This window comes from Cohnella massiliensis (genome assembly GCF_900169535.1).
Classification (GTDB): domain Bacteria; phylum Bacillota; class Bacilli; order Paenibacillales; family Paenibacillaceae; genus Cohnella; species Cohnella algarum.
This window is the reverse complement of the sequence record NZ_LT821255.1, coordinates 1-25,283: the sequence shown is the minus strand read 5'-3', so window position 1 is coordinate 25,283 and position 25,283 is coordinate 1. Positions and strand designations below refer to the sequence as shown.

At 58.1% G+C, this 25,283-nt stretch carries 25 protein-coding genes; 16 read left to right on the top strand and 9 right to left on the bottom strand.

What is annotated here, in order from left to right:
- Positions 1 to 23: 23 nt before the first annotated feature.
- From B7E11_RS03440 to B7E11_RS03430, 3 genes are all read left to right on the top strand, one after another.
- On the top strand, positions 24 to 1,070 hold the full coding sequence (locus B7E11_RS03440) for a glycoside hydrolase family 53 protein (protein ID WP_080832228.1): 1,047 nt from the start codon (positions 24 to 26) through the stop codon (positions 1,068 to 1,070).
- A 146-nt stretch (positions 1,071 to 1,216) separates the two neighbouring features.
- On the top strand, positions 1,217 to 2,068 hold the full coding sequence (locus tag B7E11_RS03435) for an AraC family transcriptional regulator (RefSeq protein WP_240353177.1): 852 nt from the start codon (positions 1,217 to 1,219) through the stop codon (positions 2,066 to 2,068).
- A gap of 115 nt (positions 2,069 to 2,183) precedes the next feature.
- A complete protein-coding gene (locus B7E11_RS03430) occupies positions 2,184 to 2,603 on the top strand; it encodes a VOC family protein (RefSeq protein WP_080832226.1) in 420 nt (139 codons plus the stop codon).
- A 37-nt stretch (positions 2,604 to 2,640) separates the two neighbouring features.
- Here the strand turns inward: B7E11_RS03430 and B7E11_RS03425 are convergent, their stop codons facing one another.
- Positions 2,641 to 3,069 (bottom strand): Rossmann-fold NAD(P)-binding domain-containing protein, encoded by a 429-nt coding sequence (locus B7E11_RS03425; protein WP_139787053.1) that lies wholly within the window; start codon positions 3,067 to 3,069, stop codon positions 2,641 to 2,643.
- On the bottom strand, positions 2,981 to 3,721 hold the full coding sequence (locus tag B7E11_RS03420) for a TetR/AcrR family transcriptional regulator (protein WP_080832453.1): 741 nt from the start codon (positions 3,719 to 3,721) through the stop codon (positions 2,981 to 2,983). The genes B7E11_RS03425 and B7E11_RS03420 overlap by 89 nt, the downstream gene beginning before the upstream one ends.
- A 202-nt stretch (positions 3,722 to 3,923) precedes the next feature.
- On the opposite strand from B7E11_RS03420, the gene B7E11_RS03415 reads away from it, so the two are divergent.
- Positions 3,924 to 4,631 carry a cupin domain-containing protein gene (locus tag B7E11_RS03415; RefSeq protein ID WP_245809610.1) on the top strand — a complete coding sequence of 236 codons (708 nt, stop codon included), beginning with the start codon at positions 3,924 to 3,926 and terminating at the stop codon, positions 4,629 to 4,631.
- Here the strand turns inward: B7E11_RS03415 and B7E11_RS03410 are convergent, their stop codons facing one another.
- From B7E11_RS03410 to B7E11_RS03400, 3 genes are all read right to left on the bottom strand, one after another.
- The gene (locus B7E11_RS03410) at positions 4,632 to 5,378 is read right to left on the bottom strand and encodes a ThuA domain-containing protein (protein WP_080832224.1); all 747 of its coding nucleotides are present in this window, start codon (positions 5,376 to 5,378) and stop codon (positions 4,632 to 4,634) included.
- Positions 5,375 to 5,830, bottom strand: coding sequence for a VOC family protein (locus tag B7E11_RS03405; RefSeq protein ID WP_080832223.1), 456 nt, complete (start codon positions 5,828 to 5,830; stop codon positions 5,375 to 5,377). The genes B7E11_RS03410 and B7E11_RS03405 overlap by 4 nt, the downstream gene beginning before the upstream one ends.
- 116 nt (positions 5,831 to 5,946) lie before the next feature.
- The gene (locus B7E11_RS03400) at positions 5,947 to 6,564 is read right to left on the bottom strand and encodes a TetR/AcrR family transcriptional regulator (RefSeq protein ID WP_080832222.1); all 618 of its coding nucleotides are present in this window, start codon (positions 6,562 to 6,564) and stop codon (positions 5,947 to 5,949) included.
- A 99-nt stretch (positions 6,565 to 6,663) separates the two neighbouring features.
- Here B7E11_RS03400 and B7E11_RS03395 point away from each other — a divergent pair, with 99 nt between their 5' ends.
- The gene (locus B7E11_RS03395) at positions 6,664 to 7,680 is read left to right on the top strand and encodes an alpha/beta fold hydrolase (protein ID WP_080832221.1); all 1,017 of its coding nucleotides are present in this window, start codon (positions 6,664 to 6,666) and stop codon (positions 7,678 to 7,680) included.
- 387 nt (positions 7,681 to 8,067) lie between these two features.
- On the opposite strand, the gene B7E11_RS03390 is transcribed toward B7E11_RS03395, so the two are convergent.
- A complete protein-coding gene (locus B7E11_RS03390) occupies positions 8,068 to 9,369 on the bottom strand; it encodes an IS1380 family transposase (RefSeq protein WP_080832220.1) in 1,302 nt (433 codons plus the stop codon).
- Positions 9,370 to 9,675: 306 nt separating this feature from the next.
- On the opposite strand from B7E11_RS03390, the gene B7E11_RS03385 reads away from it, so the two are divergent.
- Positions 9,676 to 9,942, top strand: coding sequence for a CD3324 family protein (locus B7E11_RS03385; protein ID WP_080832219.1), 267 nt, complete (start codon positions 9,676 to 9,678; stop codon positions 9,940 to 9,942).
- Between the two features lie 64 nt (positions 9,943 to 10,006).
- Here B7E11_RS03385 and B7E11_RS03380 read toward each other — a convergent pair whose 3' ends face one another.
- A complete protein-coding gene (locus B7E11_RS03380; RefSeq protein WP_080832218.1) occupies positions 10,007 to 10,186 on the bottom strand; it encodes a hypothetical protein in 180 nt (59 codons plus the stop codon).
- A 241-nt stretch (positions 10,187 to 10,427) separates the two neighbouring features.
- Between B7E11_RS03380 and B7E11_RS03375 the strand changes: the two genes are divergently transcribed.
- The 3 genes from B7E11_RS03375 (at position 10,428) to B7E11_RS03365 (ending at position 13,552) form a co-directional block, all read left to right on the top strand.
- Complete coding sequence (locus tag B7E11_RS03375) at positions 10,428 to 11,777, top strand: MFS transporter (protein ID WP_080832217.1); 1,350 nt, start codon at positions 10,428 to 10,430, stop codon at positions 11,775 to 11,777.
- Positions 11,746 to 12,663 (top strand): ChbG/HpnK family deacetylase, encoded by a 918-nt coding sequence (locus B7E11_RS03370; protein ID WP_080832216.1) that lies wholly within the window; start codon positions 11,746 to 11,748, stop codon positions 12,661 to 12,663. Before B7E11_RS03375 ends, B7E11_RS03370 begins: the two co-directional genes overlap by 32 nt.
- Positions 12,664 to 12,772: 109 nt before the next feature.
- Positions 12,773 to 13,552: a sporulation protein gene (locus tag B7E11_RS03365; protein ID WP_080832215.1), complete on the top strand. Its 780-nt coding sequence runs from the start codon at positions 12,773 to 12,775 to the stop codon at positions 13,550 to 13,552.
- Positions 13,553 to 14,178: 626 nt separating this feature from the next.
- On the opposite strand, the gene B7E11_RS03360 is transcribed toward B7E11_RS03365, so the two are convergent.
- Complete coding sequence (locus B7E11_RS03360) at positions 14,179 to 15,396, bottom strand: IS4 family transposase (RefSeq protein WP_080832214.1); 1,218 nt, start codon at positions 15,394 to 15,396, stop codon at positions 14,179 to 14,181.
- A gap of 796 nt (positions 15,397 to 16,192) precedes the next feature.
- Here B7E11_RS03360 and B7E11_RS03355 point away from each other — a divergent pair.
- The 7 genes from B7E11_RS03355 to B7E11_RS03325 all read left to right on the top strand — a co-directional run bounded on the left by B7E11_RS03355 (position 16,193) and on the right by B7E11_RS03325 (position 24,403).
- Entirely contained in the window at positions 16,193 to 18,001 is a 1,809-nt protein-coding gene (locus tag B7E11_RS03355; RefSeq protein WP_176220588.1) for a cache domain-containing sensor histidine kinase, read from the top strand.
- A complete protein-coding gene (locus tag B7E11_RS03350) occupies positions 17,979 to 18,737 on the top strand; it encodes a response regulator transcription factor (RefSeq protein ID WP_080832213.1) in 759 nt (252 codons plus the stop codon). The genes B7E11_RS03355 and B7E11_RS03350 overlap by 23 nt, the downstream gene beginning before the upstream one ends.
- A gap of 118 nt (positions 18,738 to 18,855) precedes the next feature.
- On the top strand, positions 18,856 to 20,187 hold the full coding sequence (locus B7E11_RS03345; protein WP_080832212.1) for an ABC transporter substrate-binding protein: 1,332 nt from the start codon (positions 18,856 to 18,858) through the stop codon (positions 20,185 to 20,187).
- Positions 20,188 to 20,251: 64 nt separating this feature from the next.
- Entirely contained in the window at positions 20,252 to 20,947 is a 696-nt protein-coding gene (locus B7E11_RS03340) for a beta/alpha barrel domain-containing protein (protein WP_080832211.1), read from the top strand.
- A 7-nt stretch (positions 20,948 to 20,954) separates the two neighbouring features.
- Positions 20,955 to 21,863, top strand: coding sequence for a carbohydrate ABC transporter permease (locus tag B7E11_RS03335; RefSeq protein ID WP_080832210.1), 909 nt, complete (start codon positions 20,955 to 20,957; stop codon positions 21,861 to 21,863).
- Complete coding sequence (locus tag B7E11_RS03330; RefSeq protein ID WP_080832209.1) at positions 21,853 to 22,722, top strand: carbohydrate ABC transporter permease; 870 nt, start codon at positions 21,853 to 21,855, stop codon at positions 22,720 to 22,722. Before B7E11_RS03335 ends, B7E11_RS03330 begins: the two co-directional genes overlap by 11 nt.
- Before the next feature lie 340 nt (positions 22,723 to 23,062).
- Positions 23,063 to 24,403: an FAD-dependent oxidoreductase gene (locus tag B7E11_RS03325; protein WP_080832208.1), complete on the top strand. Its 1,341-nt coding sequence runs from the start codon at positions 23,063 to 23,065 to the stop codon at positions 24,401 to 24,403.
- Here the strand turns inward: B7E11_RS03325 and B7E11_RS03320 are convergent.
- Positions 24,400 to 25,283: IS110 family RNA-guided transposase (locus B7E11_RS03320; protein WP_139787052.1), on the bottom strand; the 884-nt coding region annotated here is incomplete at its 5' end. The genes B7E11_RS03325 and B7E11_RS03320 overlap by 4 nt on opposite strands.

Genomic DNA, 25,283 nt, shown 5'->3' with positions numbered 1-25,283 from the left:
AAGAGAGAAGGAGAAATCATACGATGCAAAAGGAATTTCTGAAAGGCGCGGACATCTCGTTCGTCGACGAAATCGAGACGGAGGGCGGCGCTTACTACGAAAACGGGAGAAAGCGGGACGTCCTCGACATCCTGAAGGACAGCGGGATCAATTCCGCGAGGCTGCGGCTTTGGAACGAGCCGGCCTTCGATTATTGCAATCTCGAAAAAACGAAAAAAATGGCCAAGCGGATCAAAGAGAAAGGCTTGCATTTTCTGCTCGATTTTCACTATTCCGATTATTGGGCCGATCCGTCCAAGCAGCACATGCCGAAGGCATGGGAGAAGCTGCCGTTCGCCGAATTGACCGACGCCGTCCGGACGTTTACCCGCGATACGATCGAAGCGTTGAAAAGGCAAGGCACGCTGCCGGACATGGTGCAGATCGGCAACGAGATTACGAACGGCATGATATGGAGCGAAGGACGCGTCGACGGGGAATGGAACACCGGGGAGCAGTGGCGCAAGCTCGGAGAGCTTGTCCGCGCGGGCATTCGGGGGCTGAACGAAGCGCTGGAGGGCGCGGCGCCGGTTCCGGTCATGATTCATATCGACCGGGGCGGGGACAACGCCGGCAGCCGCTATTTTTTCGACAAGTTGGCCGAAATGAACGTCGATTTCGATGTGATCGGGCTTTCCTATTACTCCTGGTGGCACGGGACGCTCGAGGATTTGACGGAAAATCTCGCGGATCTCGCAAGCCGCTACGGCAAGGATATCGTCGTCGTGGAAGCCGCCTATCCGTGGACGATGACGCCGCCCGACGAGCAGCCGCTTATTTTCAATGCCGAGGAGTGGCTGTACCCCGGCTATCCGGCGAGCCCGGAAGGACAGGCGGCGTGGCTTCGCAGGCTGATGGAAACCGTTCGCGCGACGCCCGGAGGGCACGGCGCCGGCGTTTACTACTGGGAGCCCTGCTGGATTCCGTCCAAGCCGGCCTGGTCCGTCGGGCACGAGAACAACTGGTCGAACCTGACGCTGTTCGATTACGCCGGCAACAGGCTGCCCTCGCTGGACGCGTTCAAGGAATAGCGAATAGCGGCTTAGCGGGGTGGCGGCGACCGAACGGTCCGCACCCAAGAGCGTTGGACTGGGCTGTCCGGGCAGGCAAGCGAACCGTTGAAAAAGCGCCCTCCCTTGTCGGATAATGAGAGAACAACCGGCAGGGAGGGATGCGCATGAAATGGGGCGATGACAACATTCGCAACGTGTTTACGTCGGTGGAACGGTCTCTTCCGCTCTTTATCGAAACGATCGGCTACAGCGCGTGGGAGCGGATTTTCGACCGGCCCGACGGCTATCCCTATTATCATTGGCTGCAGACGCTGGAGGGAGAGGGCTCCTTCGAGTTCCAGGGCGGGCAGGTCATGCTGACGCCGGGCAAGGGCGTGCTGCTGACCCCGTTTACCCCGCATCGCTACTTCCCGGTTTCGGACCGCTGGTCGACGGTGTACGTAACGTTCGGCGGCGCGGCCGCTTCGGCGATTCTGGATTCGCTGGACATGAACGTTTCCGCCCTGTACACCGAAACGGAGAAGGTTTCGTTTGCCGACGCCATCCGGGACATGATCGACAAGGCCGGCCGGGATCCCGAGTTTTCCGGCCTGGAATCGTCCACCGAGATGTACCATTTTCTCATGCTGCTGCGCAAATTCGGACGGCGAAACGACCAGCCCTCCCTCTCGCAGTTTTACGACAAGCTGCGCCCGGTCGTGCAATGGATGGAGCGCAACCGCTCGGCCAATATCGGGCTGCCGGAAATCGCCGAGCAGGCCCAGATGAGCGTTTCCTATTTGAACGAGCTGTTCCAGGACGCGTTCGGGATGAGCCCTTATTCCTTTCTGATCCGGCTCCGCATTCGCGAAGCGAAGAAGATCATGATCGCGACGCCCGGCATGGCGCTGAAAGAGGTGGCCGCCATGACCGGGTTTAACGACGTCAGCCATTTCGTCGCCACCTTCCGCCGGAAAGAAGGCATTACGCCCGCCAAATACCGGGAGCTGCATTTGTCTCCGCAGCATCCGGAGTGAACCGTTTGATCGGATTCATTGATTTAAATAAGACGAAAGCTGTCGCGTTTAACGTTTATACTGGCTCCGAGTTCGAAAAAACTCTAATCACCCGGACAAAAGGAGCTGCAAACCGATGAATTTCGAATTGACCCCGTACATCATGCTGGACGGCAAAGCCAAGGACGCGATCGAGTTTTACAAGCTGGCGCTCGGCGCGGAAGTTGTTTTTATGCAAACGTTCGGAGACGCGCCGAGCGGCCCGGAAGCCGCCTTGCCCGCCGAGGACAAAGGGCGGGTGGCGCATTCCGTTCTGAAGGTCGGGGACGGGAAGCTGTTCGTGGCCGATGTTCTGCCCGGTCAGCCGAACCGCGAGGGAAACCGCGTCAGCCTTTGCCTGACCGCGAACGATGCGGAGGAGGCGCAGGCGCTTTTTGACGCGCTGCGGCAGGACGGGCAAGTCGACTTTCCGCTGCAGGAAGTCTACTTCAGTCCGGCGTACGGCCAGGTAACGGACCGGTTCGGCGTCGTTTTTCAAATTTTTACGAAGAGGTAAGGACGACCGAATCCCTTGATTCTCCTCTAACGATCCTCTAGACATGTTCGGCCAGGCCGAGTTTGCCCGCGCTCCAGCTCCAAAGTTCCGCGGCGCGCTCCCGGCTGTAGGATTCCGGGGAAGAGGGGATGGGCTTGGAGCCGTCCCAGTACGTTCCGCTCGTTCGGCCCGGCGGCTCGCTTGCGACCAGCCGCGCCAGGTCGGCTCCGGATTGCCGGGTCGTGCGCACGCCCGGACGGACGAAACGCAGCAGCGGCAATATCGAGTTCCAGGCGAAGCGGGCCAGCGGGCTGTAGTCCCGGGCGAGTCCGGAGCCGGGCATCATGCCCGGATTGAAAGCATGGACCTCGATCGCCCGGCCCGCTTGCCGAAGCCGCTCATCGAGCCCGTAAGCGAAATAGAGGTTGCACAGCTTGGACGTGGAGTAGCGGGTTTGGCCTCTGGCGGACGGGGAGAGCGAAGCCATCGCGAGATCCGATCGCCCGGGGTCCGCCATCGTTTCGGGCGGGAGGTTGGCGTATTCCGTTCAAAATCAGGTCGATTCCGGCGTTCAGCCGATCTTCCAGATCGGCGGAAGCGGGTTTCATCAACAGCTGGTACATGATAAAGCCGATCAGAAACTCGGCGACGACCTCGAGGTTCGCATCCTCCCGAAGCGGCTCCTTCCGGCGATAGCGCTCGAACCATTCGGCGATTTCCTTCGTTTTGGGCAAGGAGTGCTTCTGCCAGTACAGCTCCGAAATTTCCGAGCTCCCGGACAAAGCGGAGACCAGCACGGAAAGCATTTGCTTGCCCAGCGGGTTGTTCATGCTCTGAGCGAAGCCGTGCGCCAGCTCGAACATATCTTCGCGCAGTTCGCCCCGCGTCGGCGTTCCGAGCGGGGGCTTCAATCGTTCGAGAGCGTCCGCCACCAGGTCTTCTTTACGGCTCCATCTGCGATAAATGGACGTTTTCCCGACTCCGGCCCGCTGGGCGACCGCCTCGATGCTTAGTTTCTCGACGCCGGTCTCGGCGAGCGAAGCGATGGCGGCATCCAGGATGCGCTCATGGACTTCCCTGCTTCTCGGCCTTCCGCGAGGAGCGGAACGGCCGGTACCGGCCTCGTCATAATCGGGCATGTTCATCCGTCCTTGTTCGTTTTTTCCGTAATCGATTATAGCACAAACGCCCTTGCGCTACCGGCGTTCCTGGCGGCCAAGGCTTTATCGCGCGGAACAAGACGAGGTTCGGTCGGGAGGGCTTGCATTTCCAGCGAGGAGCATTCCGCCGGTTTATGCATACATATGGATAGACATTAACCTATGCGGGAGGAAAAAGCTTGTGGATCCGGTTTTAACGTCGCCGTCGCTTACCTTGACGGGCGACTCCAACGAAGTCGTCACGTACCGCCGGGATGCGGACAATTACATTACGCAGCTGTTCGCGGAGCAGCTGCCGGCGATTCAGACGGGCTTTTTCAACGTTCGCATGAACAAAGGGATCATTATTCAGCCTCACTGGCACACGAATGTGAACGAGCTCGTCTTTGTCATCGGCGGCGAGGTCGCGACGACCGTGTTCAATCCGTTTACGCAAAAATTGATGTCCTACCGGCTGAAGCCGGGCCAGGCCTCCATGTTCCCCAAAGGCTGGTTCCACTGGATCGTGGGGCTTGAGGACGACACGCATATTCTGACCGTTTTCGACCGGCCGACGCCCGATATCGTGTACGGTTCCGATTTCCTTCGGATGACGCCGGGGCAAATCATGCAGCTTGCTTACTCCGTGGATGAAAAAGAATACGAGAAGGCGGTGGAGCCGATTCGGCAGTCCGTCATTTTAGGGCCGCCCGCGGGCTTCGCTCCGAGCATGGACGACCGTCTCGCGCAAGCGGCCGCGCCGTCGCCCGAGACGGCCCCCGAACCTCCCGCGCCGTTCTATCCGCAAGGCTACTACGCGAATTATCCGGGCTATCCGGGCTATGCGAGCTTCGCGAATTATGCGGCCGCACAGCCCGCGCCGTATTACCCCTACCCCTACCCGTATTGACTATCCGATATTCGCGATCCAGGCGACGCACCTTCCGAGCGTGCCGACCGTACCGGGGTGAAGCAGCCCTTCGGGAGTGTGGGCGGGGGTCAAGCAGCATACCCGGCCTTTGCCGTAAGCATGCGCCCACCCGGCGATCGACTCCCCGTCGGCGGATTCGGAGCGGAGGAAAACCGTCGTATTCGGTTCGTCGCACGCGACAAAATAATGCTCGTCCGCGAATTCGAACGACGCGGCCGGATTCGCGGCGCCCGAGCCGCTTCCCGGATCGCCCTCCGGGAAGCCTCCCGCGAGCGGGCCGGCCGCTTCCGCGCTATAGCGCACGGGCCGGTGACGTTCGGGATGATGGAGGAAATAGCCGCGCAGCATGCCGACATACGCCCCGTCCGTCCGGTAAGAGGCAAGTCCCGAATGCCAGGCGAGCCACCCGCCGCCGGCTTCTGCATAGGCGGCGATGGCGGATTCGGCCTCTTCGGTCATCCATTGCCTGATCTCGCGGTCCTGCGGATTGATCCGGTTTTCCTTGAACAGAACGACGGCGGCGGGCCGCTCGGCAAGCTCCTCAAGCAGACGTTCCGCGGAAGCGTAACGGACGCGGACGGCCTCCGTCGCCGCGCCGATCCGCAGCCCGGCGGCGTTCGTGTCCGCCGCCGACCTGATCGCCTGCTCCAGCGCTTCCCGGATCGGAGCCTCCGGATGGTAATCGTCGCCCGCGATCGCCAAAATCGTTTTCCCCGGGGCGCTCATCCGTCGTTCTCCAGCAGCTCGACGATCACTTTCAGCTCTTTCATCGTATCCATATAGGCGTACCGTCCGCCGGTATATTCGCCTTTTTGCAGCAGGGCCATCTGTTTGCCTTCCAAAAGGGTGATTTTCTCCTTCATGCCCTCGATGACAAAAGCGATGTGATGAGGGCCTTCCCCATGCTCATCCAAATATTCGCGCCACGTGCTCGGCTCCCGGTCGGGTTCGATGAGCTCGAGCTGCACCGACCCCATGTCGAAAAAAGCAAGCTTCGCCCGGGCCTCGGAACGCCGGCCCTTGTATTCGGTTTGCGCGATGTCGGCGATGTCCGTCACGATGACCTTCGGTTTCTCCACGCCGAAAAAATCGGCGTACGCCTCGATTACCTTCTCGATGTCGTTGACCAGGATGCCGATTTGCGTGATCGTTTTCGTTCCCAACAGTCCTTGCGGCATAGACGGGAGCCCCCTTCGAAATGGGTGTGCGCTATCGGCGCCAACGGATAGTAAGCGTTTGCAGGTCGCCGAAAAGCGGTTCACGGCTACAGAATATAGGAGGCGAGCCCGTATTGTCAATCGTTTCCGTCCGCCGCTCCAGGAGCGGCGCATAACGCCTGCAGATAGGCTTCGACGATGCCTTCAAGCCTTTCGTTCGGCAGCCGTTCGGGCTGCATCAGCCGATGAATGGCCAATCCGTCGATGAGCGCGTACAATTTTTCCGTTTCCATCTCGACGTCGATGCCGGGCCGCGCCAGCTTGTTTTGGACAAGCTCCTCCAGCGCAAACCGCGAAACCTTGTACAACCCGTCCTGAATATTCGAGCTTAACCTCCTTAATTCCGGATAAACCAGCGCCTTCGAATGAAAAGCGAACCAGACCTCCATTTCCAGCGTCCGCTCGTCGTCGACGGGCAAAAACTGCAGCAGTATCCGCTTCAAGTCCGCCAGCAGCGGCCCTTGAGGCTCGAAAGCTTCCAGTCTTTTTTCCACTCGTTCGACGAACAAACCCATGCAGAAAGCAAACAGCTCCACCTGCGTGGAGAAATAGTGGCGCATGGAACCGACGGACAATCCAGCCTCTTCCGCGATTTTGCGCACGGTGGCCTGTTCCAGGCCCGATTGCCGGATCACCCTTAAAGCGGCTTCGGCGACGATGCGTCTTTGCGTATCATGATTGACGATTTTCGGCATGGCTTTATTATACGCGCTTTTCTTTTTTAATACAACGTGCTAAAATGATTTTGTAATACAATGTACTAAATAAATGAAAAGCGAGCGTGAATTTTTCAGATGGACACAGGCGGCAAGCGGAAGAAGAAATCGAAATGGAAAAAGCTGAAATACGGACTTTTGATCGCGGCGGCGGTCGCGGTTCTCGCGATCGGCTCCGGCTTCGCGTATGAAGCCGTCGCTTCGAGGCAAGCCGCGAACAATTATCCTCCGCCCGGCACCCTGGTGGACGTTGGCGGCTACAAGCTTCATCTCGTCAAAGCCGGCAGCGGCTCCCCGACGATCGTTCTCGAAGCGGGAAGCGGCGAAACGAGCTTGTCCTGGCGCGATATCCCGGAGGAACTGGCCCGCCACGCCACGGTCGTCTCCTACGATCGGGCCGGATATGCCTGGAGCGAGGAGGCGAGCCGGGAACGCACCGGGGAAAATATCGTCGGCGAGCTGTACACGGCGCTGAAACAGGAAGGGATCGAGGGACCGTACCTGATGGTTGGCCACTCGTTGGGCGGAATGTATGCCCGGCTGTTCGCCGAAACGTACCGGGACGAGGTCATGGGACTGGTTCTGGTAGACGCGAGGCCGGAGAACGACGATCGGGACACCCGGGAAATTTTGAAGGAGGAGAACTTCGCGGGGAATCCGCCGGCTTCTATCCTCAAACTGCTCAAGCAGTCGGGACTGCTGCGTTTGTTCCAGGACTTTTTGCTGGAGGGCCTGGTGGCGAAGGAAGACCGGGGGCAATTTCTCAACGTCATCGCAACCCCCGAATACTTCGAGGCGAAGGAGAAGGAAGCCGAATTGGCTTATTCGACCGAAGACGCCATTCGCGGACAACGGTTGGGCTCGCTGCCGGTGCGGATCATCGCCCGGGGGCTGCCGCAGGACTACGCCCAAGCGGGCATTTCGGAAGCCGGCGGCCGAAAGCTAGAGGAGATTTGGCAGTCCGGCCAGCGGCAAATGCTCGAAATTTCGACCGACAGCGAGCTGATCGTCGCCGAACAAAGCGGCCATATGGTCATTCATGACCAGCCGGAGCTCGTGGTGGAGACGATTCTGGACGTACTCCGGAAAAATTGATTATAGCCGTTTGTTCACTTTTTTGCCGGGCGGAATCGGAGCTACAATAAGGTTGTCGGGCCGACAAATAAGCGTGAAAGGAGATGATCCCGTTGATCAACCATCCTGAGGTGATTTCCGCGTAAGCGGAAGTCGCCGTTACCGGGGGAGGCCGTTCCGGCCTCCCTTTTACATGGAAAAAAACGATTGTGGCGCAAGCCGACTTTTTATCCTAAATTACGAAAGCCTATAGAATCAGGCTTTTGAAGACGCAGAACTTGGATTTCACAACCAATTATGGAGGCAGAATATGCAGTCAAAATGGAATGCGAGCAAAAATGCCGTTACTTTCCCCCTCCCCACATGAAGGGGCAACGGGATTTCCAAGACACAAATTGGGATTATCGTTTATTCCAATAAAATACTTTTTCGCTCCATTCGTCGCCATGCCCACTGGTTTTGGAAAGACGTACTCAGTTTCAATGTCATTTGGCGGGCATGCTGGACAAACACACCTGCACAAACAAAAAACGTTCGCCGGAACCGCTGGATGGTGTAGGATCGGTGAATCGGCTCACAACAATGATGCTTGAATCGCTCAAAGAGATTATAGGCGAGCAGCTTTAAGAGCAGGTCGATTTCATTGGCGGCAAACGACTGCGTTGGAATGCGGTGGATGGCAAAGCCATTCTTGCCTTCCTTGATGTAGTTCTCCATGCAGCAGCGCTGGTTGTAGAACCGCCACACATCGATGGCTTCCCATTCCTCCGTTGTGACCATGGCTTCGTATTGCCAAAGCAAATCCAGTTCCAACTGAGACTGATCCCCGTCCCAACGCGGCATTTTGCGGATGACAGCAACTCGGCTCATCTTCTTCCAACCGATCGCTTGGTAGGCCATCACGATGCCTGCAATGATCCAGTCCTCGTCCACAAAGCGTGTCCAATGCGCACAGGTTTTGACTTGGTCCTGGAGACGACTTGTCCATTTCAGCTTGCCGACGTAGCCGATCTGACGGGACTCCCAGAACGCGTAGAAGTCTTCTCCGCCAAAGCCTTTGTCAAACCGGGCATAGCGTACGTGGTGGGATTCCAACAACGCCAGCGTTTGCCGGGCAAACGAAAGGACGTCGGTCGAACTGCTCGTGTTGCCGGGACGCAGCGCGGCATTCACTAGCATTCGCGACTGCCCTTCGTACACGAGAAGGGGATGATAGCTCTTTCGGCCGCGCTTCTGACTGTTAAAACCGACTTCCGCTCCCTGCTGGTTGCCGTACACCGTCTCAACAGTCGAATCCAGATCGAGAATCAAGGAGTCGGGTAGCTGCGGTGCAATGATTTCGACATTCAGGTTTCGCAGGGCTGGCGCTAAATGGTCGTGGGCTTTGCCCAGACGAAGCAATTCCTTGTTTAACAATGTGTGATGCGGCACCCGGCCGCCCAGCGCCTGGGCGATCAAGGCATCACCTTGTAGGGATTTGAAATGAAAGAGACGTTCGCAGCCCAAAATCCAGCCGATGATGAGCATCTGCAGAATGCGATGCGTCGGAAAGATGGCATTCGCCGCTTTGGCTAGTCCAAGGCTCCGAAGGGCTTGATTCAAACCGATGTTTTCAAGAAATCCGAGGATCACCTTGCTTCCTGCAAAATTTGTTGCATTTCTCATAGAAAATGCCGTTTTCAATGACGCGATTTTTGTGGTAGACTTCACCTTAAGGGTGCTCCTCTCTTGGTTGGTGATGTTCTAGGCAAACACCATTCTACCAAAGATCTGGGCACTTTTTCATGTTTTTATGAGGTGGTACTTTCGTAATTCAGGTTTATATACTGTAGGCTACCGGCGACGAGGTCCGCCGCCGATGCCGCTTTTTCGAAGCCGAAGAGCGGCGCGGGAAGCCGTATTCGCGTTTTTGCGGCAAAGACGAATATCCAAACGAGGGGAGGAAGCAAGACATGAATGTTGGCAATGCGTTAAGCGGCCGGCCGTGCGAAAACCTGTTCGAGGAGGACGTCTGTTTTGCTATACAAAAACGGGAAGGATGTGCTTCCCCCTAGCTTGCTGGAAGAACTCCAAAAGTATGTGAACGGCGAATTGATTTATATACCGAAACCGCAGGAGCGGCGCGCCCGCTGGGGAGAAGTGAGCGGCACGAGACAAATGCTGGCGGAACGGAACCGGGAAATCCGCCGGCTTCATGAGGACGGATGGTCCGTCGAAGCCCTGGAGGGGAAATACCACCTGTCAGGCGAAAGCATCCGCAAAATCTTGGTGAAAACCCGCTAAAGGCGCAATCCGATAAAGCCCGAAGGCAGGACGAAGACGTCCCGCTTTCAGGCTTTTTTCGCGCTTAGACCCCCGGCAGCCGGGTTTCGTCTACCGCGTCCCCTTCGTCATCCGACCGGGTATAGGCGATCAACGTTACGGGGGAACCGGCTTCGGCGCTTAACTGGCGCTCCAGCTCGCGGATTTGTTCTACGGCTTGCGGCTGCCTGTCCAAGCGGGCGATTTTATAAGATGGCTGCGTCATCACGTCACTCCGTTTTTAGAAGTTATCGTTCTCTGCCGTTAGCATGTCTCGCCGGACTCGATCATAAACGGACCATCCCGATGCGGGCCGTGACCGGAAGAAAAGAAAACGCTTAAATTTTTGCTTTCCCGATCCCGCAGCCGTGGTAAAATGGAACGAGAACCCGCTTCGGATTTCCTTTCAGCCTGTTCCTGTCGTTCTCGCTGCTGCCTTTACTCTTCGTAAACGGGGGCCCGATCCGATGAACAGGAAGTTTATCAATTCCCCGGCGGCCTATGCGCTGGGCATGTTCGCCATGATGATTCCCAGTCAGGCTTTCAGCTCGTTTTACAGCTATTACTACGTGGAGAAGCTCGGCCTCGGGGTCGGGCTGGCCACGATCGCCCGGACGATTTACCTCGTCTGGGACGCCGTCAACAACCCGATGGCCGGCTATCTGTCCGACCGGACGAACACCCGGCACGGAAGGCGCAGGCCGTGGATTTTCGCTTCCATCCCCCTCTTTATGCTGACGTTCATCATGGTGTTTTCCGTTCCCGGCGAACTTTCGGAGAGCGGGCTGTTCGTTTGGTTTCTGACGGCTCTTGTCCTGTTCGAAAGCGTTTCTACCTTGCTGTGGGTCAATTACGGCGCGCTGTTCCCCGAGCTGTTCCGGGGCGAGCGGCTGCGCGCAAAGGCGTCCGCCGTGCAGCAGGGCTTTCAGATCGCGGCGATTTTGATCGGCACCGCGCTAACGCCGATCGTCTATGCCGCCATCGGCTTCGGCCCGATGTCGGTCGCGTATTCGCTGGCGTTCGCGGCTTTCATGCTGTGGTTCGCGTTCTCGGTCCGCGAGGACGAAAACGCGCGCAAGGCGCCCCCTCTCCCGCTGAAGGAAGCGTTCCGCGAAACGCTGAAAAACAAGCCCTTTTGGACGTTTTACATCGCCAATTCGTTCGCCCAGACCGTCAACGGACTCCTCGCTTCGATGATTCCCTTTTATGCCAAATACGCGCTGAAAATTCCGGAATCCCAAGTTGCGTTCGTGCTGGCCTCCGTGTTCGTGTCGATCATTCCGCTCGTGGCGGTCTGGTACTTCATCGTCCGCAAGCTGGGCGGGCTCAAGAGCTGGCGCCTCGCGCTGGCCGTCTACGGACTGTCCGTCATCCCGCTCTGGTTCGCCGGCGGCCTTTGGGGCGGCATCGCGGCGGGCATTGCCGCGGGCTTCGGCATGGCCGGGTTTCTCGTCGCCCCGGCGCTGCTCGCGAGCCGTATCGTCGACCTCGACGCCGAGAAAACCGGCCGAAGGAGAGAGGGCGTCTACACGGCCGTTGCCGGATTCGTGACCCGCTCGAGCGGCCTCATTTCGGCGGTCGCCTTTTGGCTCGTCGGGCTGGCGTTCGGTTACGTCAGCGGAGACGAACCGGGCCCGCATCCGGAGACGACGTTTCGGGTGCTGATCAGCATCGTGCCGCTCTGCCTGCTCGCCGTTTCGTTCGCCGTTTCGATGTTCATGAAGGATCCGGGCGCGCCGGCGGCGCCGGCGGGCTTTGACCGGCGCAGGAGAAAGGAGGAGGAGCATGGCCAAACGATTGATTCTGAACTGCGATGATTTCGGCCAGAGCGCCGCGGCCAATCGGGCGATTATGCATCTGCTGGAGGAAGGGAAGGTGTCTTCGGCGACGATCATGCCGCCGGCTCCGGCGTTCGCGGAAGCGGCGGCGTGGTGCCGAAAACGCCGAATCGGAAGCGTCGGCCTGCATTTGACGTTTACGAGCGAATACGACGCGATTCGCTGGCGCAGCCTCACCGGGCATCCTTCGCTGCACGACGAAGAGGGATTTATGTTTCACACGGTCGAGGAGTTCGAGCGCAACGCCGAACCGAGGGCGGTGAGGCTCGAGATGAAGGCGCAGTTCGAAGCGGCGAGGCGGGCGGGGATCGACATCGCGCACGCCGACAATCATATGGGCAGCCTGTACGGGTTGGCGACGGGCAAAAGCCATTTGCCCCAGGTACTGTGGTTATGCTCTCGCAGGAGGTTGCCGTTCCGGCTGTTTCGCCGCTTCGAGCCGAGGGACTCGTTCATGGCGTCCATCGCAAGCCCGGAAACGCAGCGCGCGCTGGATAAAGTCGTCGCGCTCGCCGATACGCTCGGCGTCGGCGTTCCAGACTATTTGATCAGCCATCCGTACCATGCCGAAGAAGGCGAAAGCTACGAATCGTTTCGCGCCATGATGATCGCCAGGCTTTACGAGCTGCCCGACGGGGTTACCGAGACGTACATTCATCCGGCGGTCGAGGACGAGAAGCTGGCGAAATCGATTCCGTCCTGGAAGAAGCGGGTTTGGGAATACCGGCTCATGCTCGACGCCGATTTCGAATACGCGATGAAGGATGCCAACGTCATGCTGACCGATTATCGTCACGTGCAGCGGCACATGAGAAGGCCCCGGCTCCGGGCCGCGGGCAGGCTGGCGAAATCCTTGCTGACCTGAAGGAGGCGGCCGGCGCGATGGAAATTTCCGTATGCGGATGAATCTTTTCTACCTCTCTCTCGTATAAGAGGATGTATTTATCCAATTCAGTTGAAAGGTCGGGTGGGCTATGTCGTTTTTCGGCCGGATTTTGGCAAGCGTCGGCATCGGTTCGGCAAAGGTGGACACGGTACTGGAAACATCCTCTTATGCTCCCGGAGACGAAGTCCGAGGCGTCGTGCGGATCGAGGGAGGGGCGGTCGAGCAGCGGATCGACGGAATCGTCCTCACCGTCATGTCCCAGTACGTTCGGGAAGTGAACGACAGCAAACTGCATCAGAACGCGGAAATCGCGCGCATTCGCGTGACGGAGCCGTTCGTTCTGGCGCCGGGCTCGCGCGAGGAAGTTCCGTTTTCCTTTTACCTGCCGCGCAATACGCCGCTGTCGATCGGACGTACGCCGGTCTGGATCAAAACGAACGCGGACATCCAATCCGCGGTCGATCCGACCGACGAGGACCGCATTCATATTATGCCTTCGCGCGATCAGAAAGTCGTGCTGGACGCGATCGACATGCTGGGATTCCGCCTGAAGCAGACGGAAACGGTGTACGCGCCCCGTCTCGGCGGCTCGCTGCCGTTCGTTCAGGAGTTCGAATGGATTCCCGGCGGCGGACGCTACCGCGGGCGGCTGGACGAACTGGAGCTCATGTTTCTGGGAAGCCGTGGCGACGGCTTAACGTTGCTCCTGCAGATCGACCGCAAAGCGACGAGCATTTTCGGCCTGTTCGCGGAAGCGATGGATACGGACGAGACGTTCGTCCGCGTCGAGCTGTCGGGCGGCGATTTGGGCGAAGGCCTCTCGCATGTTGCCGGCGTGCTGGCCAACATTATCGATAGATACAGCTGAAGCCGGGACGCGCGCGAGAGGTTCGCCCCGGTCGGCGAGTTCTCCCGTCGCGCTGGAGTCTATCCGCATCCCGATAAAGGGCGCCCGCGATCGCGGCGCCCTTTTTTCGGCATCGGGAAGTTTAAGTTATTCGCCTTACGAAAGAGTTTTAGGGAAGATTAGGGGAGAAGGAGAGCGGGGCTGAGGGTAGAAACCGGCGTCGAACGCACCGGATAGGGGCGGCGGGATGCCTTCGTCGATGGGCGGTCGCGGTGCCGATTGGCGCGAGTCAGCCTATGTTGGATTTTATCCAATCGCCGGAGCGGGAAACGGGAAAACCGCGGTTTACAGTGGATTTTATCCAACGAAGAACGGGAGTTTCGGGCGAAATCCCCGAAAAAGCCTCGCCAGATTGGACAAAATCCAACGAAGCCAACTGGTTTCGCGGAAAAGTCTGTTTTGATTGGATAAAATCCACTATACATGCAATAAACCTAACGCGAAATCCAGTACCGAGTTGGTTTGTCATTATTATTTCCTTTGACCTAATATTTTACATGTCGTTTGGATGGGGAGAGGAAAAACGAGCAACAGGGGAGGAATCGCAGAAAAATTGCCAAAAAAAGGTTTGGATCCAAATGGTTTCGTTACGGGACTAGAATCTTCACAACCTCACGTTCATTTTTGCCTCTGCCAGGTTGAATCCGAGGGACGGTCTTGGCTTGTTTTCGCTTTTGCCTTCCCCGACTGGTTCGTTCCGTAGGTTTATTCAAGATGGTGACGAACCGCTTCCACGGGTATTGGCTGTAATGACGCAAATAACGAACAAAGTTAAACAGGGTCAACTTGTTCGGCGTTTCACGATGCACGAGCTGGCACAACAGATAGAGAATGACGCCCAGATACAACTGAGCCCATACGGCATTTGGATCATGGTTGAGAGAGGTGATCGTCGTCAGGTGTTGATTGATCCACTTAAAAAACAACTCAATTTGCCATCTGCAGCGATAGACTTCACCTTCGTCCACGGCGCTAAGATCGAAGCGGTTGGGCAGCAGCCTGGAGGTCCGACGCTCGTCGTCCTGGAACTCCACCAAGCGAAACGGCCGATGGGTTTTCGTCTTCTTGTCGTAGATCGTGACGGTTGCATCCCGCAGGATCGGCGTGTCGGCCTTCACAGGGTGCTCCTGCAATACCGTGAACGTGTTGGTCGTTTTAAGTCGGGCCACAAAGGTAATGCCGTCTTTCGCCCATGCACAAAAGCGCGTGTAATTCACGTAGCCCCGGTCCAAAATGTAGGTCAGATCCTTGCGTGTCACGAGCTCATCAACCGCCATCTGATCAGAGACCCCAACCGTGGACAAGACGATCCGGTCCGGAAAGGGATTTTCTTCGTCCAAGCATAGCAGCCGAGTGTGCATCTTCACCCCCTTGGTTCGATCCTGATAAAAGGCCCAATCGCCAAACACAAACGGAAGAAGGAAACTGCTTGAATCGATAGGGGCCAGTTTACCCAAATGACCAACTCCCTTGGCGCCTGGCATCAGTTGTTGCAGTCGGGAGGCTAATCGATTGAAGATGCACTGCAAGTATTCCAAGGGCAGTTTCGCCAGCTTTCGATTCAGCGTCGAGGCATGAACGGAAGACACGCCAGTCAGTTCTTGAAGATAGGGATCGGTAGCCAAATGGAGCTGAATATCTTCCAAGGTCCTTCGCTGTTGAATTTCCCCCTCGATACATAACAGGATGGCCGCGGTGATCGTCAATTTTTTTGAATAGCGATCCGCTAGAGGAAGTCTTCTTATATGGAGTTTAAGTTCTTTTAAACACTTGCGCATAACCGTTTTTTGGTGTATATTGCCCATGGGTTAGTTCTCCTTTGTAGGGAAATGGGCAATTTTGTCTGCTTCCTCTACAATAGGAGACTTTTTTTATTTTGGCTAGCTTCATGTCAGGTTTTTTGCATACGTAGTGGATAAAATCCAGCGAAGCTTCGCTGCCTCTCATGCCCATCTGGTCGTGTTCACCGTGCGAAAGCGCCGAGCAAGCTTGCGTTGAGTAAAAAATACCCATTTCACCGCCTCCGCACGCAAGCCGTCGATCCAGTTGAGTCGCGATGACTCATCTCAACCCGCTAAACGCACGCGGCCATACGTAAAAAGTACCCATCTTACCGCCCCCGTACGCAAGCCGTCGATCCAGTTGAGTCGTCATGACTCATCTCAACCCGCCAAACGCATGCAGCCGTACGCAGTTGGGTAAAAAATACCCATCTTACCGCCCCCGCACGCAAGCCGTCGATCCAGTTGAGTCGTCATGACTCATCTCAGCCCGCTAAACGCATGCAGCCATACGCAGTTGAGTCAAAAATACCCATTTCACCGCCCCCGCACGCAAGCCGTCGATCCAGTTGAGTCGTCATGACTCATCTCAACCCGCCAAACGCATGCAGCCATACGCAGTTGGGTATAAATGCTATTCGCGAACCGGCCGGCCGCGCCCGTCCCTATTCTATCGAAATTCGCGGGAGGCTTCCGTTTTGCTTCCTGTCTTTTGGCGTTTCAAATAAACCGTTGCTTAATTCTTTTTCGATGAAGTAAACTTTTGTTACATTTCGGGACGCCCGTAGCCCATAAGATTCGCACCAAGAAGGAGAGCGTTATGTTCGCCAAAATGAGCTTGCGTTGGAAGCTGCTGCTGCTGAGCATCTTGATGATAACGGTTCCGCTGAGCCTGCAGGGCATCGTGACGTACCGGGAGTTTTCGTCGTCCACCGAGCGTAGGGCGACCGAGAACACCGTGCAAATTACCGAGCAAATCAACCGCAACCTGGACCGGACGCTGGCGGAGATGCAGCGGTTGTCGCTTACGCCGCTGTACGATCCGAACGTGGTGGCGATATTGAACAAATACGGCGGCGCCTCCTCCGTCGGGATCCGTCCGACCATCGAGGAACGGGAGAAAATGTTCCTCTACATTTCGGGCGCGGCCTACGGCCTTCAGGAAGTGAAAGGCATCCAGATTATCGCCGGCAACGGCTTTATTTTTACGAACGTCGATTCCACCCTGATGAAATTCGCGGATATCGGGGCGCTGCCCTGGAGCGAAAAGGTGCGCGAAGCCGACGGCGCCTGGGCGCTCATTCCCCCTCATTCGCTCGGCCACTACATTCCCGGCGACCCGGACGAGTATTTTTCGGTTGCCCGCATGCTTCGCGAGCCCGGCAGCAACCGTCAGCTCGGGATGATCGTCATCGACCTGAAGCTGGACGTGTTCCGCACGATTTTGGCGAATTACCGGTTCGAGGAGAACGGCAATTTGTTCGTCATGAACGGGAGCAACGACCTGTTTTTCGAAAAAACGAGCGGCGAGACCGATCCGTCTCTAGCCCGCGATTTGCGGGCGGTCAGCGCGACGTACGGCAGCGGCGTGTACGAGCGGGCGCCGGGCGGGCAGCGTTTCATTACCGTCGTCGATAATTCTTCCTATTCGGGGCTGAAGGTGATCGCTTACATTCCCGAGAGCGTGCTGCTCCAGGAAACGAAGCAGTTGCAGAAGTTCACGATTTTCATCGCCGTCCTGTTCGTCGCCGCGGCCTGCCTGATCGCGATTTTTTTCGCGTACCGGATCAGCCAGCCGCTCGTCAAGCTGAAGCAGAAAATGCTGCTGGTCGAAACGGGCAACTTCAAGCAGAGCGTTCCCGTGGAAACGCAGGACGAAATCGGGCAGCTCGGGAGAGGCTTCAACCGGATGGCCGAGGAAATCAACCGGCTCGTCAACGAGGTGTATGCGGTCGAAATCCGGGAGAAGGAGGCAGAGCTCGCCAGCCTGCAAAGCCAGATCAATCCGCATTTTATTTACAACACGCTCGAGTCGATCAACATGATGGCCCTCAAGAAAAACAATTACGAGGTGTCCGACATGGTCACGGCGCTCGGCGGCATGCTCCGGTACACCGTAACGCAAAGCGGGCGAACGGTGGCGCTGGAGGAGGAGCTGGCATCGGTCGGCGCCTATTTGAAAATCCAGCAGCTCCGCTACGGCGAGCGGCTGCGCGTCCGGTTCGACGTCGAGCCGGGGACGGAGCGGCTGCAGGTGCCGAAGCTGCTGCTCCAGCCGCTCGTGGAAAACGCGATTTTCCACGGCATCGGCGATCGGGAGGAAGGCGGCGAGATCTGGATCAGCACGGCCGCGTTCGAGGACGAGCTGCTCATCATCGTGCGCGACGACGGCATCGGGATGGACGACAGGCAAATCGAGCGGCTGCGCCAGTCGCTGCTCGTCCCCGATCCGCCCGGCGCGCGGAAGCGCGGGCTGGCGCTGCGCAACATCGCGCAGCGGATTCGCCTTATGTTCGGTCCGGAGGCCGATCTTCATATCGACGGAAGCCCCGGCATGGGCATGGCGTTCACCATTACGATTCCGGCCGTAGAAAGGAGCCACGGCGATGATCAAACTATTGCTGGTTGAAGACGAGGAAACGATACGCACGGGCATCCGCAGCGTCATCACGGGACTTGCCGACGGTTTTGAAATCGTCAAGGAAGCGGCGAGCGGCAAGGAAGCGTTGAGTTATTTGCAAACGGACGTGCCCGACGCCATCATCACCGACATCCGGATGCGGGAGATGGACGGCCTGACGCTAATTGCCAAAGTGAGGGAATGGTACGCCGATATGCCGCTGGTCATCATCAGCGGCTACGGCGATTTCGAATACGCCCAGCAGGCGTTGCGCCACGGGGTGGCGGACTATCTGCTGAAGCCGATCGACCGGGCGGCGATGCTTAAGGCGCTGGAGCGCATCCGGGGACTCATCGATAAGGAAAGAGGCATCGCTCTGCCTGCGGGACCGGAGGAGGAGCAGGCGATTCCCCCGGGCGACGGGCGGAAGCTGATCCGCAAGCTGAAAGCCCATATCGACGGCCATCCGGACGGGGATCTGCGATTGCAAACGCTGGCGGAGCTCGTCCATCTCAGCCCGGTTTACCTGAGCAAGCTGTTCAAGCAGGAAACCGGCGAAAACCTGTCCGATTACATCATGGCGGCGAGGCTTGCGCGCGCCAAATATTTGCTGGCCGGCACCGAGCTGAAAATTTACGACGTCGCGCGGCTGTCCGGCTACCAGAGCCCGAAGCATTTCATGCTCGTGTTCAAGAAAGCGACGGGCGTTACCCCGGGCGTTTACCGCGAGGAGCACGGGGGCTAAAACGAACTGGCTAATAAAACGTACCAAAAGTGTATGTCGCGTGATATTTTGTAACATTGCCTTTCCCTACAATAAAAGACGTACGACATGATCAGCGCGAAGCGGGAGGGAAAGAGAGATGAAAAAATCGTTATTGGCCATGCTGCTCGTCGCGCTTGCCGTGTTTGCGGCGGCGTGCGGCAATTCCGGCAATTCCGGAAATGCCGGGAGTTCCACGGCGCCGGGAGCGTCGGGCACGCAGCAAGGCGGATCGGCCGGCGGCGAGCCCGTCGAGCTGAAGTTTATGACCTGGGGCAATCAGCAGCACCTGGACATGTATGAAACGCTGCTGGCCAAATTCAAGGAAACGCATCCGAACATTACGGTGACGCTCGAATCGGTGCCGTTCGCCGACTATCAGCAAAAGGTGTCCGTTCTTGCCGCCGGCCGCGAGCTGCCGGATCTGGCGTGGATTTCCGAACGGATGGTGCCGCAATTTATGGCGAACGACATCCTCGCGGACATCTCCGACATCAAGGATGACGCCGAGTTCGCCCTGAACGACTTCATTCCGTCCACGTTGGAGCTTTTTTCGAGCGAAGGCGGCTTGTACGGCCTGCCGTTCTCGACGCCGCCGAGCGTTATTTTCTACAACGCGGACCTGTTCGAGCAGGCCGGTCTTCCGACGCCGAACGAGCTGGCGGCAAGCGGCGAATGGACTTGGGAAAAATTCACGGAAACGGCTAAAGCGCTTACGTCCGGCACCGGCGCGGACAAAACGTACGGCGCGACGTTTTTCCGGGATTGGAAAACGTGGATCATGCTTCCGTCCTATTCCTGGTCCAACGGCAGCGACATTTTCAACGACGACATGACGTCTTTCACCTGGAACGACCAGTACGGCGTCGAAACGTTCGAGATGCTGAACCGAATGATGTTCGTCGACGGCTCCCACCCGAAAGCGGGCGAGCAGATCAGCTTCGAAACCGGAAAGCTGGGCATGTACTTCGACGGTTACAGCTACATGTCCAAAGCGCGGGAAATCAAGGATTTCAAATGGAGCATCGCGCCGTTCCCGTCGGGTTCGATGGGTTCCGCTCCGATGATGGGGCAAGCCGGCTACGTCGTCTTCGAACAGACGAAGCATCCGGAGGAAGCGAAAGAGCTGCTGAAATTCCTGGCCAGCCAGGAAGGCGTGCAGGCAACGTCGACCTACTTCGTGCCGCCGCGCCAATCGGTGCTGAATTCGGACGCGTTCCTGAATCAGCCGAACAATCCTCCGGCGGAGCACATCAAGCAGGCGCTGATCGACGAAATGCCGAAAGCCGTCGTGCAGCCGGGCCATGTGCAATGGACCAAAATCGACAACGAAATTTTGCTCGGCTTCGACCGGCTCTTCGGACAGTCCGCCGCTCCGGCCGACATCGTGAACCAAATGAAGCAAGCGATCGATCCGCTGTTAACCAAATAACGAAAAGCGGGACGACGGTTCGCTTATTCGCGAACCGTCGTCTCATTCGAAGGGAGACCCCGTCATGAACCGTTTACGCCAATCGCTGCAAAGCGGCAAGCTGCAGCTGTTCGTCAGCCTGCCGGCCAACGATGCGAAGCTGGCCGAGGCCGCCGTCCGGGAAGGGGCCGACGGGCTGAAGGTTCACCTTAACGTCGCGCACCGGGCAAGCGGAAACAGCTTCGGCTCGCTGGAATCGTACAAGGAGACGTTCGCCGAAATCCGGTCGCTGTTCCGGGGGCCGCTCGGCGTCGTGCCGGGAGGCTCCGCGGCCGACGTCAGCCGGGAAGAAATCGCGGCCCTGCCCGAGGCGGGCTTCGACTTTTTCTCCATCTACGCCTGGCACCTTCCGACGTTCATGCTCGAAGCGCAAGGGCTCGCCCGGACGTTCGCGATCGACGACAAGTTTGACCTGCGGCTGCTCGAAGCCGCCGGAGCGTTCGGCATCGACGCGCTGGAAGCGTCCGTCGTGCCCGGCGCGGAATACGGAACGCCGCTGACGCTGGCGGACCTGCTGAAATACCGCTGGCTGGCGGAGCGCTCCGGCCTGCCGGTCATCGTGCCGACGCAGCGGAAGGTGACGCCGGACGACGTCCCGCATCTGATCGGCTGCGGCGTCAAGGCGCTGCTTGTCGGCGCGGTTTCGATCGGCTCGACCGCGGAATCGATCGGCCGGTCGGCGAGCCGGTTCCGCGAAGCGATCGACAAAGCGGGAGGATGATGACGCCATGAGCTCGAGCCGACGCAAAGCCTCGAAAAACCCGCTCGTCCGGGACGCGAATTTGACCGGATGGCTGTTCATCTCGCCGATGGTGCTCGGTTTTATCTGTTTTCTGCTTCTCCCGATGGCAATGGCCTTCTATATGGGCTTCACCGACTGGCCGCTGCTCGGCAGCTCGTCGTTCACAGGACTCGACAACTACCGCAACATCATGAACGACGACATCTTCTGGAAATCGTTCGGCAACACCGTTTACTTTTCGGTCGGGCTCGTCCCGCTCAACATTGCGCTGGCGCTGCTGCTCGCGCTGCTTCTGACGAAGAGCCTGCCGGGAATGGGCTTTTTCCGCACGGCGATCTTTACGCCCGTCATTACGTCCCTCGTCGTCTGGTCCATCGTATGGAAGTACATGCTGGCCACCGATTCGGGGTTTATTAACCAAATATTGCAAATATTCGGAATTCAAGGTCCGGCTTGGCTGTACAATCCCGACCTGGCGATGCCGGCGGTCATCGTGACGAGCGTGCTCAAAAACGTCGGCCTGAACATGGTGCTGTTCATCGCGGCCTTGCAGCAGGTTCCGGCGCATTTGTACGAGGCGGCCAAGCTCGACGGCGCCGGACGGACCCGGACGTTTTTCCAGGTGACGCTTCCGATGATCACGCCGACCGTCTTTCTGACCGTCATCATGACGGTGATCGGCTCGCTCAAAGTGTTCAGTCAAATTTATGTCATGACACAGGGCGGCCCCAGCAACTCCACCAAGGTGCTCGTCTATTACATTTGGGAAACGGCGTTCAAGCTGTACGATCTCGGCTACGCTTCCGCGGTGGCGTTCATTTTGTTCTGCATCATTTTGGTATTTACCCTGATTCAGTGGCAGCTTCGCAAAAGGTGGGTATTCCATGAAAGCTGAACCGATCGCAAGACCGTCGTCCCCTCGTTTCCGGTTTCGTCCGGGCGTGCTGATTCATTATTCGATTTTGGCGGTCATCTCCGTCTTGATGATTTTGCCTTTCGTCTGGATGCTGTCCACGTCGCTGAAGGAACCTTCGGACATTTTCGTATTTCCGCCCGAGTGGATTCCTTCGCCCATCCGTTGGGAGAATTATGCCGAAGTGCTGCGAACGATCCCGTTCGGCCGGTTTTACTTCAACAGCGTCTATATCGCCGTGCTTGTCACCGCAGGGACGGTGCTGTTCACCTCTCTGTCCGGGTACGCGTTCGGAAGAATCCCGTTCGTCGGGCGCAATCTCGTCTTTCTCATCCTGCTCAGCACGATGATGATTCCGCACGAGGCGACGTCGATTCCGATGTTTCTGTTCATGCGGGAGCTCGGGTTCCTCGACTCGCATTTTCCGCTAATTGTCGTGCCGATCTTCGGCGCGGGCGGCGTGTTCGGCGTATTCGTCATGCGGCAGTTTTTCCTGACGCTGCCGAAGGAGCTGGAGGAAGCGGCGATGATCGACGGCTGCTCCCGGTTCGGCATTTACTGGCGGATCATGATGCCGCTCGCCGGGCCCGCGATATCGACGCTGACGATTTTCACCTTTTTGACCTGCTGGAACGAGTTTTACGATCCGCTTATTTTCGTGAACAGCCGGGAGCTGATGACGATTCCGCTCGGTTTGTCGCTCTTTACCGACGAAGCGGGCACGGCTTGGCATCTGCTTATGAGCGCGTCGGTGATGGCCACGCTGCCGCTGCTGATCGTCTTCTTCTTCGCGCAGAAGCAATTTATGGAGGGCGTGGCGATGACCGGGCTGAAGGATTAACGGCCAAGCGGGGCGGAGCAAAGAGATGAAGAGACAGAGCGGATATAAAAAGGGAGTTAGATAAGCGCGGATCGGACGGTCGGCCAAGTGATAAGATGCGGCTGAACGTTGGAGACGGCGACGGAGAAGCTACCCGGCTGAAAGTGGAGACGCCGGACGGAGAAGATGCCCGGCCGGAAGTTGGAGGCGGCAGTTGGAAGATGTATGGCTCAAAGCCGAAATGGACCGGATTGAATGCTGAATATTTACAGCCAAGCAGGAAAAAGGCCGGCCTGACCGAAAGCGGCCGGAATGAAAGTCAAGGCTGCCGGCCTTATCCTAGGAAGGGGCGCGAGCGAAAATGAAAAAAACGTTTGAGGCGGATGTCGTCGTCGTCGGGGGAGGCCCGGCCGGCATTATGGCGGCGATCGCGGCCGGCCGTCAAGGCGCCCGCACCGTGCTGATCGAGAGGGACGGATTTCTGGGCGGGATGTCTACGGCGGCGCTCGTCTACCCGTGGATGACGTTTCATACCGAAACGGGAGAGCAGGTCATCCGGGGCATTCCGCAGGAGCTGGTGGAGCGGCTGATGGCTTGCGGCGGCTCTCCCGGCCATCTGCGCGATACGGTCGGCTTCGTCAGCACCGTCACGCCGTACCATCCGGAGCTGTTCAAGGTGACGGCGCTCGATATGCTGAAGGAAGCCGGCGTTCGGCTTCTGCTGCACAGCTTCGTTGACGAGGCCGAGGTGGAGGGGAACCGGATTGCCGGCGTAACGCTGACCGGCAAGTCCGGGCGGATCGGCGTGCGCGGGACGATGTTCGTCGACACGTCGGGAGACGCGGACGTGGCGAACTTGTCCGGCGCGCCCACGCTTGTCGGGCGGGACGGCGACCGGCTTACCCAGCCGATGACGATGAAGTTCCGGATGCGCGGCGTCGATCTGGAAGCCGTGAAGCGGGCGATGATCGAAAATCCGGACAATTTTTATCATAAAACGCCGTTTGCCGATTTGGAGCGCATCCCGCTTACCGGCATTCAGGGCTTCTATGCCGAGTGGAAGGCGGCGAACGTGCCGATCAACCGCGATCAGGTGCTGCTGTTCGCGGGGCCGGCCGAGGACGAGGTTTTGGTCAACTGCACGCGGGTGCAGGGGCTTAGCGGAACCGACGTCGAAGATTTGACGAGAGCGGAGGATGAGGGCCGGCGGCAGGTGCTGCTGATGGCGGAATTTTTGCAAAAGAGCGTGCCCGGCTTTGCCCGGGCTTCGATTTCGGCGGTCGGCACGCAGATCGGCGTCCGCGAGTCGCGGCGGATCGACGGGCTGTACAGCCTGACGATCGACGACGTCGTGTCCGGGCGCAAATTCCCGGACGCCGTCGCGCGCAGCGGTTACCCGGTCGATATCCACGACCCGTCGGGCAAAGGCGTCAAAGCCGCCTGGATCGGCGGCGACGGCGCTTACGACATTCCGTATCGCTGCCTGGTCGCGAAAGGGGTCGATAACTTGCTGGCCGCCGGGCGCTGCATTTCGACGACGCACGAGGCGCTGGCGACGACCCGCCTGACGCCGAGCTGCATGGCGACCGGCCAGGCCGCGGGCACCGCCGCCGCGTTGGCGGCGGATCTGGGCACGACGGCCGCGCAGGTGGACGCGGCGCTGCTGCGGGAATGGCTGCGGCGGGACGGCGCCGTCGTCTAGCAGGCCGGCTGGCCCGGACTACGGACCGAAGAAGTCCGCTGGACGGACTCATGATGCCGTCCGTCCGGACTCTCGGCAGAAGTAGTCCGTCCAGCGGACCTGTATGATGCGGCGCCTGCACTTTCGTTGTTCCCAGGGGCTACACCGACCCAAGAGGCCAGCTTGGCATCTGACGAGAAATGCTTAGCCGCATTAGGCGTAATTTCAGCCAGCAGCGTGATTGCCGCTGTGCGATCCATGCCGGGAATCGTATCTAGCAATTTCACCTCTTCTTCGTATGGTTGGATCAGCACTTGAACTTTCTCTTCTAACCGCCCAATTTGATCCTCGAGAAACTTCAGGTGCTCCAGGTGGTACTTGATCATTTCGCGATGATGTTTCAGCAGCTTACCATTCAGTGCGTCCATGAGTTGTTTGACTTTCTTCTTCAACTGGGATTTGACGAGCTGGCGAACTTCCGCCTCCTCCAATACCTCGCCGTCGACAAGTCGGTCTAATAAAGCCCGGCCGGAGACGCCAAACAAATCGGACATAAAGGTGGTGAGCTTGATGTTGGCATCCTGCAAGATTTTGTGAACACGGTTCTTCTCGGAGGTCGTTTGCTGCACCAGTTTGCGACGATACCGCGTCAAGTCCCGAAGCTCACGGATTTCTTGTGGGGCGACCATGCTGGGTTGTACCAACCCGCAGCGGTGCAACTGGGCGATCCACTGTGCGTCTTGAACGTCGGTTTTACGTCCCGGCATCTTTTGAATCTGCCGTGCATTGGCGAGAGTCAATTCACAGGTGGACTCCAGGACGTTCCATATTGGCTTCCACAGCACACCGGTGCTCTCCATCGCTACCTCTCGGCACTCGCGCTCCTCGAGCCAATCCTGCA

Bases quoted from the DNA above. Each gene is read 5' to 3' on its own strand.
- B7E11_RS03440 (WP_080832228.1), top strand. From the start codon at position 24: ATGCAAAAGGAATTTCTGAAAGGCGCGGACATCTCGTTCGTCGACGAA.
- B7E11_RS03435 (WP_240353177.1), top strand. From the start codon at position 1,217: ATGAAATGGGGCGATGACAACATTCGCAACGTGTTTACGTCGGTGGAA.
- B7E11_RS03430 (WP_080832226.1), top strand. From the start codon at position 2,184: ATGAATTTCGAATTGACCCCGTACATCATGCTGGACGGCAAAGCCAAG.
- B7E11_RS03425 (WP_139787053.1), bottom strand. From the start codon at position 3,069: ATGGCTTCGCTCTCCCCGTCCGCCAGAGGCCAAACCCGCTACTCCACG.
- B7E11_RS03420 (WP_080832453.1), bottom strand. From the start codon at position 3,721: ATGCCCGATTATGACGAGGCCGGTACCGGCCGTTCCGCTCCTCGCGGA.
- B7E11_RS03410 (WP_080832224.1), bottom strand. From the start codon at position 5,378: ATGAGCGCCCCGGGGAAAACGATTTTGGCGATCGCGGGCGACGATTAC.
- B7E11_RS03405 (WP_080832223.1), bottom strand. From the start codon at position 5,830: ATGCCGCAAGGACTGTTGGGAACGAAAACGATCACGCAAATCGGCATC.
- B7E11_RS03400 (WP_080832222.1), bottom strand. From the start codon at position 6,564: ATGCCGAAAATCGTCAATCATGATACGCAAAGACGCATCGTCGCCGAA.
- B7E11_RS03395 (WP_080832221.1), top strand. From the start codon at position 6,664: ATGGACACAGGCGGCAAGCGGAAGAAGAAATCGAAATGGAAAAAGCTG.
- B7E11_RS03380 (WP_080832218.1), bottom strand. From the start codon at position 10,186: ATGACGCAGCCATCTTATAAAATCGCCCGCTTGGACAGGCAGCCGCAA.
- B7E11_RS03375 (WP_080832217.1), top strand. From the start codon at position 10,428: ATGAACAGGAAGTTTATCAATTCCCCGGCGGCCTATGCGCTGGGCATG.
- B7E11_RS03370 (WP_080832216.1), top strand. From the start codon at position 11,746: ATGGCCAAACGATTGATTCTGAACTGCGATGATTTCGGCCAGAGCGCC.
- B7E11_RS03365 (WP_080832215.1), top strand. From the start codon at position 12,773: ATGTCGTTTTTCGGCCGGATTTTGGCAAGCGTCGGCATCGGTTCGGCA.
- B7E11_RS03360 (WP_080832214.1), bottom strand. From the start codon at position 15,396: ATGGGCAATATACACCAAAAAACGGTTATGCGCAAGTGTTTAAAAGAA.
- B7E11_RS03355 (WP_176220588.1), top strand. From the start codon at position 16,193: ATGTTCGCCAAAATGAGCTTGCGTTGGAAGCTGCTGCTGCTGAGCATC.
- B7E11_RS03350 (WP_080832213.1), top strand. From the start codon at position 17,979: ATGATCAAACTATTGCTGGTTGAAGACGAGGAAACGATACGCACGGGC.
- B7E11_RS03345 (WP_080832212.1), top strand. From the start codon at position 18,856: ATGAAAAAATCGTTATTGGCCATGCTGCTCGTCGCGCTTGCCGTGTTT.
- B7E11_RS03340 (WP_080832211.1), top strand. From the start codon at position 20,252: ATGAACCGTTTACGCCAATCGCTGCAAAGCGGCAAGCTGCAGCTGTTC.
- B7E11_RS03335 (WP_080832210.1), top strand. From the start codon at position 20,955: ATGAGCTCGAGCCGACGCAAAGCCTCGAAAAACCCGCTCGTCCGGGAC.
- B7E11_RS03330 (WP_080832209.1), top strand. From the start codon at position 21,853: ATGAAAGCTGAACCGATCGCAAGACCGTCGTCCCCTCGTTTCCGGTTT.
- B7E11_RS03325 (WP_080832208.1), top strand. From the start codon at position 23,063: ATGAAAAAAACGTTTGAGGCGGATGTCGTCGTCGTCGGGGGAGGCCCG.